Origin of the sequence: Streptomyces sp. NPDC005302 (assembly GCF_040607345.1) — a bacterium.
Taxonomy (GTDB): Bacteria; Actinomycetota; Actinomycetes; order Streptomycetales; family Streptomycetaceae; genus Streptomyces.
Map to the genome: position 1 here is coordinate 35,463 of NZ_JBEXGN010000017.1, position 13,270 is coordinate 48,732.

Below are 13,270 nucleotides of genomic sequence, written 5' to 3' on the forward strand. Positions count from 1 at the left end.
CCGACCGCGTCGCACCGCATCGACCCGGCCCACGGAGTACCGGCGAGCACCCCGCTGGACAGGTCGACAGAACCCGCACCACCACGCCGACCCGGACCTCGCGGACCAGGCCGGCGCGGCAGCCACGACCGACACGGCAGTCACGACCGACACTGCGGTCATGAACCTGTCATTCCGTTAATCGAGTCGGCGCAGTCCGCTGAGCACCTTCTCGAGCAGCGTCACGTGAGGTCTGCCGCCACTGGCCTCGTCTCCCTGCGGCTGCTGCACGACGACGAGACCCGTCTCCGCGAGATCCGCGACGAGGATACGGGCGACGCCGAGCGGGAGCGCGAGGAGTGCCGAGATCTCGGCGACCGACTTGACCTCCCGGCACAGGACGCAGATCCGGTACGCCTCCGGCGGTTGACCGTGCGCTCGGGTCAGGTCGACCGCGGTGCTCACGAGCGCCTCGATCGCCAGTTGGTGACTCGGCCGGGTACGACCACCGGTCATCGCGTAGGGCCGCACCAGCGCGGAGGGCTTACCGGCGCGACCCGAGGCGGCCGGAGACCGGGACCCGTCCGACTGTCCTGGTGGGTGAGGGTACGCACCGTACTGGTCTCCACCTGGCGACGTCACCGATCCAGCTCCATTCGAGTAGCACGCCCGACCCTCGGGCTCCGGCCACGGGCCTGCACCGGTGGACGCTGCGCAAGTGTGCAGGCACGACCGGCCTCCGGCATAAGCGGCGCGACCGACACCCTCCGGACCGACCACGTCGGCCGGAAGCGCCGAGACGCTCGGCCGAACGCGCTCCACCGGTGCCGTAATCGATTACGGCACCGGCCACAGGAGGACTGTAAACGGTGGCTGTCCGAAACGGTCGGCCTTCAGGCAGTTGGTGCCAAGAAGGGGAAATCGGCATATGCCAGGACCTCTGTGCCACCGACGCGGCGGCGCAGCCCGAACAGGAGCCGCTCATGGACGCGTCAAGCAGAGCTCGCTTCGTCGGAACGCGGTACTCGGACCACGGCCACGTCACCAGGAGGCACGCTGACGGAACCCAGGATCTGCTTGCCCGTCAGGAGTTCCGTCGCCCCCGCCGGAACGGTCAACTCGGCGCCGTCACCTGCGTGGTCGATCAGGAAGACGTAGTCGGCGTCCTCTCCACGCCGTCGCACGATCTCGACCCCGGGCGGGCCGGCGAGCGGTGCCGCCACACCTGCCTCCGAGCACATCCGATCGAGCAGCGTCGCGAGCGTGTCCGCGTCGGGCCGCGTCGCCAGGTACCAGGCGCTGCCCGTCCCGTATGCGTGCCGCGTCACCGCCGCACAGCCGATGAGCGGCCCGTCCGTGTAGCCGGCGACGGCCTCGGCACCTTTCAGATACAGCCGTTCCGACCACAGCCCGCCCGTGGCACCCGGAGGAACCTGCCCGTCGAGCGCGGCTGTCTCACCGGGGAGAAGAGGGAAGAGTTCGTCACTGCGAACGCCGAGCACCTCACGGAACGCGCCGGGATAGCCCCCCAGCCTGATGTGGCAGTTCTCGTCGACGGCACCGCTGTGAAAGCCGACGGCGAGCGTGCCGCCCCGCTCGGCGAACTCGGCGAGATTCGTGGCGCCTGCGTCGTCCACCAGGTAGAGGCTCGGCGCGAGAACCAGCCGGTACTGAGACAGATCCGCGTCCGGGCGTACGAAGTCGACCGCGATGTTGGACCTCCAGAGCGGCTCGTACCAGGACCGCACGAGATCCAAGTACCGCAGTTCGCCGCTGGGTTGGGAGGGCAGTTCGAGTGCCCAGCGGGCATTCCAGTCCCAGACGACGGCGACTTCGGCCGTCCCGACGCTGTCGCGCACCTCGGCCAGGGCTTTCATGTCACCGCCGAGGCGCACCACGTCGTGCCAGATGCGGCTCTCCGTGCCGGCGTGCGGCAGCATCGCCGAGTGCCACTGCTCGGCGCCCGCTTTGGCGGCCCGCCACTGGAAGTAGGCGATTCCGTCCGCGCCGTGCGCCACGTGGGCCAAGGCGTTGCGGCGTAGTTCGCCGGGGCGTTTGGCGCGGTTGACGGGCTGCCAGTTCACGGCGCCGGTGGAGTGTTCCATGAGCAGCCAGGGGCCGCCGGCCAGTGATCGCGTCAGGTCGCCGCTGAGCGCGACGTCGATCTCCGACTCCGGATCGGCCGACATCAGGTAGTGGTCGTTGGACACGATGTCCAGCTCGGGAGCCCATCGCCAATAGTCCAACGCGTCGAAGTTGTCCATCACCATGAAGTTGGTGGTGGCCGGTGTCGACGGTGCCGCGGCGCGCAGCTCGTCCCGCTCCGCCGTGTACAGCGAGAGCAGTTCGTCGGAGCAGAAGCGGCGCCAGTCCAGCTGGTGCGTCGGGTTGGGGACGGCGCCGGTGACGCGCGGCGGCAGGATCTCGTCCCAGTCGTAGTACCACTGGCTCCAGAAGGTGGTGCCCCAGGCGTGGTTGAGGGCAGCCAGGTCCTCGTAGCGCTCGCGCAGCCAGCGGCGGAAAGCCTCGGCGCTGGTGTCGCAGTAGCAGGCCGCGTTGTGACAGCCGTATTCGTTGTGGACGTGCCACATCACCACGGCGGGATGCCCGGCGTACCGTTCGCCGAGCACGCGGGTGACGCGCAGGGCGGCTTCCCGGTAGGCCGGGCTGCTCGGACAGAACGTCTGCCTGCTGCCGTAGGACAGTCGGCGACCGTCCCGGTCCACGGGCAGTGCCTCCGGATGGGAGCGGAAGAACCAGGCCGGGGGCGCGGCCGTCGGAGTCGCCAGGTCGGCGGCGATGCCGTTCTCCAGCAGGAGGTCCAGGAGGCGGTCCATGCGTGAGAAGTCGTAGGTCCCCTCGGCCGGTTCGAGAAGAGCCCAGGAGAAGATGCCGACGCTGACCATGGTCACGCCGGCCTCGCGCATCAGGCGCATGTCCTCGGCCCAGACCTCCTCGGGCCACTGCTCGGGGTTGTAGTCCCCGCCGTAGGCGAGGCCGGGGACGGACAGGGTGCGTTCGGTGGTCATGCGGCCCCTCCTGAGGACAGCAGGCGGCGCGTGGTGTCCACGCCCCACGGGTCGAGCGACAGCAGGCGGTCGCTGGAGGCCATCAGCCCTCCGGTGGCCTCCACGTGGGCGGCCCAGCGTTCCCGTGTCTCGACCTGGGGACGGGCCATGAGGCAGTCGGGGTCGTTGATCCATAGCCGCCCGTGCTGCCATTGCCGGCCGACGCCGGTGAACTCGGCCGGTTCCTGGCCGGGTTGGCTGTAGTCGTCCGCCTCGGGTCGCCGGTGCGGGGCCGTGTCGGGGCTGACCCGCATGGCGTCGAAGAGTCCTGTGGAGGGCAGCATCGGCGCGCCGCAGCCGAGCAGGTACGCGTCGTCGCCGATCGCTGCCCGGATGAGAGAGATGCCGTCCCGGTAAGCGGACAGGGCGTCGGCTTCGGTGTACCGCGCGCCGTCCAGTGCTCCCGCGTACAGGAAGTCGATCTTGAAGTAGTCGTACCCCTCCGCGCGCAGAGTGGCGTAGACGTCCGTCAGGTAGGCGGCCGCGTCCGGGTGGCTGGTGTCGAGAACGTACAGGTCGTGGCCCCAGTTGCGGCCCGCGTGCAAGGGCGCGCCGTCGCCGTCGCGCACAAGCCAGTCGGGGTGTCGGTCCGCCAGGTCGCTGTGTGGGGCCACGAGGTAGGGCGCGGTCCAGATTCCGGGGCGGCGGCCGTGCGATCGGATGGCTTCGGCGATGCTCTCGCGGGAACGGAAGCGTTCGGAGAGTGTGAGCCAGTCGCCGAGGGCGCTCTGGTAGCCGTCGTCGATCTGGACCACGTCGACGGGCAGGCCGAGGGTGTCCATGGCGCCGAGGTTCTCGTGGATGTCGTCCTCGGTGACGGCGGTGAAGTACTCGTACCAGGAGCACCACACGGTCGGGGCGGGGCGGGGGGCGGCCAGGTTCAGGCCCTCGGCCCAGTCGGCGAGGGCCCCTTGAGTGCCGTGGTCACCGGTGTAGGAGAACTCCTTGACCGGTCCGTCGGCGCTGACCTCGGCGTGACCGCCCGCCGACGTCAGGCGTATCGACGGGACGGCGAGCACCGGGTCCGCGGCGGCCCACAGGCGGACCGGGGAGCCGTCGCCGGCGTCCAGGGCGAGCAGTCCCTCTCCCTGGAAGGTTGCTGCGGGCACGGTTCTGCCGGGGCGGTAGCAGACCGTCGCCCAGTTGTCGTTCGTCGGACGGTGGGGAGCGGTGTCGAGTCCGTAGCTGCCGCTGGGGCTCCAGGACTGCCAGCCCTCCTCGTGGACACGCGCGGTGCGCGGATCCACTCGTACGGAGGCCAGCGGGGTGAAGGTGTGAGACACGGTGGTTGTCCTTCCCATGGGTCCAGGACACGTTCGGGACGAGTCGGTCAGCCCTTGTTGGCGCCGAGGGTCAGGCCGCTGACGAATTGGCGCTGGAGCGCGAAGTACACGATCAGCGTCGGGATCGCGGTGAGCAGGGCGCCGGCGGCCACCAGGTTGGGGTCGGTGAAGTACTGGCCGGAGAGGTTGTTCAGGGCCGAGGTGATCGGCATGTTCTCCCCGGTCGAGATGAGGACGATGGCCCAGAAGAAGTCGTTGTAGACCCAGATGGACAGCAAGGTGCCCAGGGCCGCCATCGCCGGCTTGCACAGCGGCAGGGTGATCTGCCAGTACAGGCGCCACGCCGAGGCGCCGTCGACGAGCGCGGCCTCGGTGAGTTCATGGGGCAGTGAGCGCATGTAGTTGCTCAGCACGAAGGCGCAGAAGCCCGACTGGAACGCCACGTGGATGAGCACCAGGCCGAGCGCGGAGTCGTAGAGCTTGCCGCTGGCCGTGATGCCGGGCAGATCGATCAGGAGGTACAGACGGTAGAGCGGGGTGATGATGACCTGCTGCGGCAGCAGGTTGCCCGCGGTGAACACCAGCAGCAGCGACAGGTTGACGCGGAAGTCGAAGCGGCTGACGTAGAAGGCGACGCAGGACGAGAGGAACAGCGTGAGCAGGACGGCGGGGACCGCGATCAGCAGGGTGTTGCCGAAGTAGCGGGTCATCTCGGACTGCTGGAAGGCGTGGGTGAAGTTGTCGAGGCTCAGCTTGTCCGGCCAGGAGACGTACCCCTTGTCGCTCGTCTCCGAGTACGGGCGCAGGGCGGCGTAGACCGCCCAGAGCAGCGGCGTGATCCAGGCAAGGGATGCCCCGCCGAGGAAGAGGTGGAGCAGGAGCCGGGCCGGCCGGACGGGTGCGCGCTCCTTGGACACGAGGGTGGGGGCGCTCACGATCGCCGCTCCTTCCGGAAGGTGGCCACCAGGTAGGGAATGATCACGACGAGCGAGACGACCAGCAGGACGACGGCGATCGCCGATCCGTATCCGATCCTGCTCGACTCCCCGATGATGTTGTTGGTCACCAGGATGGACAGCAACTCGGTGCCCTCGGCGCCGCCGTTGAAGACGTACACGAGGTCGAAGGCACGGAGCGCCTCGATGATCGTGACGACCAGCACGATCGTGTTGGTCGGTCGCAGCACCGGGAACGTGACATTTTTGAACGCCTGCCACTCGTTCGCGCCGTCCAGCGCCGACGCCTCGCGCAGCGACGGGTCGACGCCCTTCAGGCCGGCCAGGTAGAGGATCATCATGTAGCCGGTGTGCCGCCAGGAGGCGGCGATGAGGATCGCCCAGAGGTTGAGGTCGGGGTCGCCGATCCAGTCGATGTAGTGACCGGGCGTGTTGGCCCCGATGACGCTGTTGATCAGGCCCGTGTCGGGGTTGTAGACGAGTTGCCAGATGAACCCGATGACCGCCATGGACAGGACGACCGGCAGGAAGAACGCGGTCTGGTAGACCCGGCTGAAGCGGATCTTCTTGTCCAACTGCACGGCCAGGAAGAGGCCGAGTGGGGTGGGGATGAGGATGAGGACGCCGAACCAGATGACGTTGTGTTCGAGGGCGGGCCAGAACTGCGGGTTCTGGGTGAGGAGTTCACGGAAGTTCTGGAGTCCGACCCAGTGGATGGAGTCGAAGCCGATGCCGTCCCAGGTCGTGAAGGCCAGAGCGATCGAGGCGAGGGCGGTGACCCAGACGAGCGCGACATGCAGGAGGGTGGGCAGGCCCGCCATCAGACCCAGCGTGATGCGGTCACGCCGGGTCAGCAGGCGGCGATGGCCCTGTACGGTCCGCCCCTTGGCGGGCTCGACGCCCTCGGGCGAAGTCACCTCGTCCTCGAGGTCCTTGGTCAGAGTGTCGGTACTCATGAGGAGGCGAAGATCGTCTTCTTCTGGCGCTCGATCGACGACAGCAGACCGTCGATGCCCTTGGGATCGCGGATGAACTTCTGGAGGGCGGGCTGCATGACCGTCGCGGTGAAGTCCGGCCGGCTGTCGCGGTCCATGAACTGGGTGAGGTGCTTGGCGCCGCTGATCATCTCGTAGGCCTTCTTCTGCAGGGCGCTGTACGAGGAGGTGTCCGCCTTCGTGGAGGCGGCGACGACGTTCGGGTCGGACGTCAGGTAGATCTGCTCCGCGGCCGGGCTGCCGAGGTACTCCAGGAGCTTGATGGCACCGGCTCGGTTCTTCGGGGCCTTGGAGAGCAGGAAGCCGTCGGTGGGCGCCTCGACGGTGTCCTGTCCGTACGCGGGGTCGATCTCCGGGAAGGCGAAGAAGTCGAGGTCCTCGCGGTCGGCCTCGTTCGTGAACTGCTGGCCCACGAAGGTGCCCAGCAGATACATCCCGGACTTCTTCGCGGCGAGGCTCTGTGCGGCGTCCTGCCAGGTGCGGCCGACCGCGCCCTCCTGGTGGTAGGGAAGGATCTCGGCCCAGTGGTCGAAGGCGGTGCGCACCTTGGCGTCGGTCCAGGCGGCCTTGCCCGCCATCAGATCGACGTGGAAGTCGTAGCCGTTGGTACGGAAGTTGATCTGGTCGAACGTGCCGAGCGCGGGCCAGGCGTCCTTGTCACCGAAGGCGATCGGGACCAGACCGTCCTTCTTCATCTGCTTGCACAGCGCGACGAACTTCTCCCAGGTGGTGGGTACTTCGTAGCCGTGCTGCCGGAAGACGCTCTTGCGGTAGAAGATCGCCCAGGGGTACGTGTAGAGCGGCACGAAGTAGTACTTGCCGTCCTCGCCCTTGCTGAGCGCCTTCATGGCGTCCGGGAAGTTGCCGCCGATCTTCTCCCACACGTCGTCGATGGGCGAGGCGAGCTTCTTCGACGCGAAGAACTGCATGCGGTATCCGGCGAACCAGTTGAACACGTCGTCCGGGGTGCCCTGGAGGTAGGAGTTGATCTGCTCCTGGAAGGTGTTGTGGTCCTTCGTGTTCACGTCGGCCGTGACGCCGGACTGCTTCTTGAACGCCGTGTAGATGTCGGCGAAGGCCTTCTTCGGCACCGCGTCGGAGGCGTTGGAGCCGACGCTGACCGTCTTCGGGTCCGCCGCGCTGCCGCTGCCGCCGCAGGCGCTGAGCAGGGGTATGCCCGCGCCGAGCGCTGCCGCGCCGCCGATTCCTCGAAGCAGCGTGCGGCGACTGGGAGTCGGGGCGGAATGACCCGGCAAGTGAAGGTGCATGACGGCTCCTGAGGGTTGGAGTGGGCAAGGACGACGCCAGTGGCGCTCGCCGAAAGCAATCAGAAACGCACTCATTCGAACATCGTGGCGGCAATAAGAGCGGGACCCGCCCCCACACGTCAAGGCTTGGACTGGCACTTGTTCGAAACGTGACCGCCACCTGGACCGTCGCTTCAGCCAACTGCTCGTCGCACTGCGACCTTTGACTGACCTGCGAAAACGCTTTCTTTCGAGACATCAGGGCAGCCGAAGGCGGCAAGCGACATCGAACGGCCGCGAAGTGACGAGGCGTGACAGCGCTCGACCACCCGCCGATTCAGGGCCGTTCAAACGCGGCCACCGTCGGGAGCCACATGAGCAATGACGTCAAGCAGCCAAGAAACGAACAGGGTCAATCAAATGTAAACGCACGCGAGGATCCCTCTGCGATAGACCAACAAGGCGCTCACGTCATCTCATAGACCGTCGAAATGGACGCGCGGCAGCCCTGACGCAGGCGTCACGGCCGTTCCGCCGGCACCAGTCTCGCGTAACGTAATCGATTACGCCAGCGTCACAGGTGATCGATCCGTACCGGATCCCGCGGAGTGCGGAGGCGAAGCGAGTCCTCGGCACACAACCCCGTCAGATACTCGCCCGCGACACGAAATGGGCATCGACACGAACCGTGCGAGGCTCCGTCCGACCGTCGATCTGCTCCAGCAGCAGGTGAGCCGCGGCGGCGCCGACCTCCCGAGCCGGGTACCGGATCGTGCTGAGCCGAGGCCGCACGAGAGCCGCGATATCGATGTCATCGTGGCCGAGCAGCGCAACATCGCCAGGGATGTCCAGACCAAGGCGCTCCGCCGCATCCAACGCGCCGACGGCCGTCACGTCGTTGACGCACATCACGGCTTCCGGGCGACGAGGCGAGAGCATCAGCCGCTCGAAGCCGTTCGCTCCGGCCTCACGGGTGTGTTCCCCATGAACGATGTGCTCAGGCAACACCGTCAGGCCCAGAGCGGCCCCGTGCTGAACGATGCGGTCGAGCCTCGGATCACCGCCTGTGGCGTCGCTGGGCCCGGCGAGGACGCCGACACTGCGGCGGCCGGAGGCCACGATATGGGTCATGGCCTCGACGACGGCTCCGTCCGAGTCGGGAGTCACCAGGTCGACGTCCCCGAAAGGCGTGTCAGCGCTCACCACCACGGGGATCCCGGCTCCGCGAATCTCTTCGAAGGCGTCCGTGGCAAGTCGGAAGGGCGTCATGACCACACCGGCGAAGCGCTGGTGGAGGACCTCCTCGAGCAGCGCTTCCTCCTCACCCCGCTGTGCGCCGGTATTGGACACCACCACGTGATAGCCGCAGCCGCGCAGTTCGTCCTGTATCGAGCGTGCGAGCAGCGCGTAGAACGGGTTGGCCAGGTCAGGAACCACGAGAGCGACCATCGTGGAACGCCCCGTACGGAGACTGCGCGCGACGGGATTGAGGGTGAAGCCGAGCCGCTGGATGGCCGATTCCACCGACTTGCGCGTCTCTTCGGCGACCGGACGCTTGCCACTCAGCACATACGAGACGGTCGCCGACGACACGCCGGCCGCCCGCGCCACATCGTTCATGGTCACCCGTGGCGCCATGCAGACACACTCCTTCATCAACGCCGTCCCGGCAGCTGACCCTCCGGCCGACAGCCGCCGTCACCGCAGCTTCCCATGTTCCCGCCCCGCGATCACCATCTCCCGTGCCGCTGCTCACCGGATCCCACGGCGCGCACCCGTGGCCTGTCCTCGGCCTCGTCGTCGGCCTGTCCCCTTGGCAACGTACGGGTCGTTCCTTGGACGCTGTTCCACCGCCGTGGCCCGGAACGTCATGCCTGAGCAGTGACGTGATTTCCCGGCCGGGCCGTCGGCCCCGGCGGCGCCGTCTCGGACGGATCCGCCCGCGAGCCGGCGCCGCTCGACACCGTTCCGACCTTCTCCTGTGCGCCGCCCGTGAATTCCTTCCCGCTCCGCTGAGTCAGAGCCGCTCCCCATGCGTACTCCTCCACGTCCGCCCCCACCAGGGACGACAACAGATCGGCGGACAAGCCAACGGGTAGGAGAAACGGTGCAGCGCTCGCGGAACGTGATCGGAACCCTCTTTGTGGGCGGCGCTCTCACCCTGACCCTCGCCGCTCTGGCGTACCCAGCGATGCTCGGCCTCGACACCGTGTCGACCTCGAACGACCGGATCATCGCCAACACGCAGTGGGGCCCACTGACCGAGGGTGAGCGGGACTTCGTGGTCAAGGTGCGCGCGGCCGGCCTGTGGGAGCACCCGCTCGGTGAGATCGGACTGCAGAAGGGGCAGAGCAAGGCCGTGAAGATCGCGAGCCAGCACCTCGTCGACGGGCACGCGGCCCTGGACACCAGTTGCCGCAAGATCGCGCCGATGCTGAACATCACGCTGCCCAACGTGGCGAGCCCCCAGCAGGAAGGGTTCGTCACCCAGCTCAAGGGCGAGTCGGGCCGGCAGTTCGACGTCGATTTCGCCAACATCCTGCGGATGACCCACGGCTCGATCTTCAACACGATCGCCAAGGTCCGCTCGACCACGAAGAACACGCTGATCCGCGCCCTGGCCGATCAGGCGAACAACACGGTCCTCGACCACATCACCGTGATGGAGAAGACGGGCCTCGTCGACTTCGACACGACGGTCTTCAACCAGACCACCCCACCCAAGCTGCCGAGTTCCGACATGACGCCGCCGGCCCCGGCCCCCGGCCAGCCCCAGGTCGTCCTCAACCCGCCGCCCAACCCGACCTCCACACCGCTGGACCTGAACGCCGCCGTCAACGGCGGCAGGCCGAGCGTCGGCTGAGCCCGCAAGGGTCATCGAGGCGCGGGTCGGCCCTGAACCGGCTCGCGATGCGACTTCACTGTCGATGAACCGCGTTGGCGATGCTGACGGCCCGGTCGACGGTCTCGGTGATGGACAGGCGCCGCTACGCGGAGTTTCAGTCCGTCGGTGGCGGTCACGCCCTGCCGTCGAACGTGGCGGAGGCCTCATCAGCCGCGGCTGATGAGGCCTCCTCTGCACAAGGGCGCTGTCGGCGGCGGTCTCCGCTCCCTTCGCCGGGATGCTGCCGGCCGCTTCGACCACACTGCCCCGCGCGCTACTTCAGCGCGTGCGCCGCAGCCTGTGCGAGGGTGCTCGCGGCGTCGGACCGCTCCGCCTTGGTCGACTTCTTGTCGGCCAGTACCTTGGCGGCAGCGGTGAGCACCTTCTTGCCGGGGCGTCGCGTCGACGTGCCCGGAGTCTGTGCGAGGGCGCTGGCCGCGGCGCTCTTCTCCGACTTCGACCGCTTCTTGGCCCGCACGGTCTTGCCCGCCGCCGAAGCCGACCCCGACTTGGTCGTCTTGGCGTCGGCCGTGCCCGTCTTGCCGGAGGTCTGCGACAGCGCGCTCGCAGCGGCGGTCCTGCTGCTCTTCGACTTGCCACCCTTGGCGGCCCGGCCTGCCGCCGAGGCGGCCTTCGGGTGCGTAGTGCCGGATGCCTTCGTCTTCGCCATGGCGCTCTCCATGCTCGTCCGTCGGTTGTCGTCCCAGCCGAGTACCCGAACTTCCCTGCCTGGAACGGCTGGAGACCGGACGGCCCGGGAATCGATCAGCCGCGTACCGACTCCGAAGGGCCGTCCGGTGTTCGCGCCGGCAGTCCGTCAGGACGGCCGCAGTCGCCCTATCCGTGGTGCCCGGGGGCGAGCGGGGTGCCGGCCTTGCGGACGACGTCGGCGATCCAGGCCATGGCCTCGGGCACGTCGTAGTTGCCGGCGTGCGGCTGGTTCCAGGCGAGCTGGTAGTTCACGTTCTTGACCTGTTTGTCCGCTTCGAGCGCGCGGTCGAGGTTGAGCGAGATGATGAACGCGGTGTCTCGATCGCGGGTGCCGTTGCGGACGTACCAGTTCGGCGCGGTGTCGGCGCCGGTGCCGACGAAGTCCATCGGGTCGATGAGCTGGACCTGGTCGTCGACCGTGGTGCTCTTCCTGCTGGTGTACTGGTCCCACGTCAGTCCGGTGTCGTCGGTGCCGCTTCCGTCGCCGGCGACGTTGTTGTGATTCCAGCTGTACTCGGTGTAGTTCATGTACTTCTGCGTCGGCGGGCCGAAGAGGTTGGTCTCGGTGCCACTGGTGGTGTTGCCGTTGACGCCCACGGCGTCGAAGGCGGGAGTCGTCTTGAGGGTCGCCTGGGTGGCGACGAAGGCGAGGTACTTCGACATGTCGACGGAGACGACCTTGCCGGTGGCGTTGTCCGCGTCGATCCAGTCGTTGACGTACGACTTGGTGGTGGGCGGGCCGCCGGGGCCGCCGGACTGGATCTCGAACGTGCCGCCCAGCGGCGGGATCGTGTTGGCGGGATCAGCCTTCATGTAGCTCTCCGCCGAGCGGATGACCTCGTGCTTGATGGTGTCGAGCATGGTGGAGGCGGTGAGCCGCGAGCCGTCGGGGTTGCGCAGCCCGAGGCTCTTCTCGTACGCGGGAAACTGGGCCGCGATGGCGGCGGCGTCCACCGGTGAGGGGTTCTCGCTGGTGGTGTCGCGGGTGGCGAGGATGTTGTACAGCCACTCATAGGCACTGTCGGCGTTGCCCAGGTCGGTGATCGGGCAGTACGCGTTGACGGCGAAGACATCGTCGCGCAGGGTGCTTCGGCCCTTCGCGTCGATGCCGGCCGCGCCGATAGCGGCGAGGTAGGGGGTGTACTCGTCGCTGTTGCCGGACGCGCCCAGGATCGAGGACAGTGCGCCGCCACCGCTGGTGCCGTTCACGACGATCCGCTCGGCGCTTCCGGGCATCACCGCGTCGTTGAGGCGGAGGTAGCGGACCGCGGCCTTCGCGTCGACCACCGCGGCAGGGGCTTTGCCGGGAGACGTGCCGTCGGCGCCGATCAGTCCACGGCTGCGGTTGGCGACGTCGGCGAAGACATAGCCGGCCTTCAGCGCGGCACCGACGTTGCTCGTCGCGCTGGTGTAGGAAGCGCCGTCGGTCACGCTGGCCTTGAGGTAACTGGCCATCCAGCCACTGTTGTTCACCGCGAAGTAGACCGGGGCCCGCTGATCGGCGAAGGCGCTCTCGGGCACGAACACGTTCATACTCTCGTAGCCGCAGGCGGTGTTGGGGATCGTGGTGCTTCCGCCCCCGGGACCACTGGGCTGCTGCGCGGCCGCGGCGACAGGGCTCGCGGCGTAGCAGATCTCCTCGTACCAGCGCACGTTCATCGGCCGCCCGTCGACCGAGACGGTGATCGTCGTGTAGGCGGTGGAGTCGAACGCGAGCGCGGCGTCCTGTGGGTCCGTACCCTTGGCGCTCCCCCGCGAGTGGCCCGCTGCCGTTCCGGCCGCCGCGAAGGAGGCAGGTACGGGGCCGGCAGCGAGCGCGAGGGTGCCGGTGATCGCCACGACTCTCAGGAAGTCTCTGCGGATCGCGGGGTTCCCTTCGCGTCTGGCCGTCGCTCGGGTCTCTCCGTCGCGCCCGAAGGACGCGGAGGGCCGCTGCATGGGAGGTCTCCCCTCGTTGAGCACCAAGTGCTCCGCCGATGCCTTGGGGTCAAGGCGTGAGGGACGCTACAAGATTGTTAACAATATGCCTAGCGATCCAGCCGACAATATTGCCGACGTTTACCTTCCTCCGGACCTCGGCGCAGACTCTGCCCGGCCAACCGCGCGGACCGCGCGGCGGGTCGACCGGTCTGGCGGTCTGGCGGTCT

At 68.0% G+C, this 13,270-nt stretch carries 10 protein-coding genes; 1 reads left to right on the forward strand and 9 read right to left on the reverse strand.

The window, feature by feature from the left end:
* Positions 1-177: 177 nt before the first annotated feature.
* The 7 genes from ABZT74_RS23840 to ABZT74_RS23870 all read right to left on the reverse strand — a co-directional run bounded on the left by ABZT74_RS23840 (position 178) and on the right by ABZT74_RS23870 (position 9,166).
* A complete protein-coding gene (locus ABZT74_RS23840) occupies positions 178-621 on the reverse strand; it encodes a DUF742 domain-containing protein (protein WP_356437915.1) in 444 nt (147 codons plus the stop codon).
* A 350-nt stretch (positions 622-971) separates the two neighbouring features.
* A complete protein-coding gene (locus ABZT74_RS23845) occupies positions 972-3,008 on the reverse strand; it encodes a beta-galactosidase (RefSeq protein ID WP_356437918.1) in 2,037 nt (678 codons plus the stop codon).
* Complete coding sequence (locus ABZT74_RS23850; protein ID WP_356437920.1) at positions 3,005-4,330, reverse strand: glycoside hydrolase family 36 protein; 1,326 nt, start codon at positions 4,328-4,330, stop codon at positions 3,005-3,007. Before ABZT74_RS23850 ends, ABZT74_RS23845 begins: the two co-directional genes overlap by 4 nt.
* Before the next feature lie 47 nt (positions 4,331-4,377).
* Positions 4,378-5,265 carry a carbohydrate ABC transporter permease gene (locus ABZT74_RS23855; protein ID WP_356172772.1) on the reverse strand — a complete coding sequence of 296 codons (888 nt, stop codon included), beginning with the start codon at positions 5,263-5,265 and terminating at the stop codon, positions 4,378-4,380.
* On the reverse strand, positions 5,262-6,242 hold the full coding sequence (locus ABZT74_RS23860; RefSeq protein WP_356437922.1) for a sugar ABC transporter permease: 981 nt from the start codon (positions 6,240-6,242) through the stop codon (positions 5,262-5,264). Before ABZT74_RS23860 ends, ABZT74_RS23855 begins: the two co-directional genes overlap by 4 nt.
* Complete coding sequence (locus ABZT74_RS23865; RefSeq protein ID WP_356437926.1) at positions 6,239-7,549, reverse strand: ABC transporter substrate-binding protein; 1,311 nt, start codon at positions 7,547-7,549, stop codon at positions 6,239-6,241. The genes ABZT74_RS23860 and ABZT74_RS23865 overlap by 4 nt, the downstream gene beginning before the upstream one ends.
* Positions 7,550-8,173: 624 nt before the next feature.
* The gene (locus tag ABZT74_RS23870) at positions 8,174-9,166 is read right to left on the reverse strand and encodes a LacI family DNA-binding transcriptional regulator (protein WP_355884347.1); all 993 of its coding nucleotides are present in this window, start codon (positions 9,164-9,166) and stop codon (positions 8,174-8,176) included.
* Between the two features lie 505 nt (positions 9,167-9,671).
* Between ABZT74_RS23870 and ABZT74_RS23875 the strand changes: the two genes are divergently transcribed.
* The gene (locus tag ABZT74_RS23875) at positions 9,672-10,391 is read left to right on the forward strand and encodes a DUF4142 domain-containing protein (protein WP_356438080.1); all 720 of its coding nucleotides are present in this window, start codon (positions 9,672-9,674) and stop codon (positions 10,389-10,391) included.
* A gap of 295 nt (positions 10,392-10,686) precedes the next feature.
* On the opposite strand, the gene ABZT74_RS23880 is transcribed toward ABZT74_RS23875, so the two are convergent.
* Both ABZT74_RS23880 and ABZT74_RS23885 read right to left on the reverse strand, forming a co-directional pair.
* Entirely contained in the window at positions 10,687-11,082 is a 396-nt protein-coding gene (locus ABZT74_RS23880) for a hypothetical protein (protein WP_355884504.1), read from the reverse strand.
* A gap of 167 nt (positions 11,083-11,249) precedes the next feature.
* Positions 11,250-13,061 (reverse strand): subtype B tannase, encoded by a 1,812-nt coding sequence (locus tag ABZT74_RS23885; RefSeq protein WP_356437929.1) that lies wholly within the window; start codon positions 13,059-13,061, stop codon positions 11,250-11,252.
* Between the last annotated feature and the right edge of the window lie 209 nt (positions 13,062-13,270).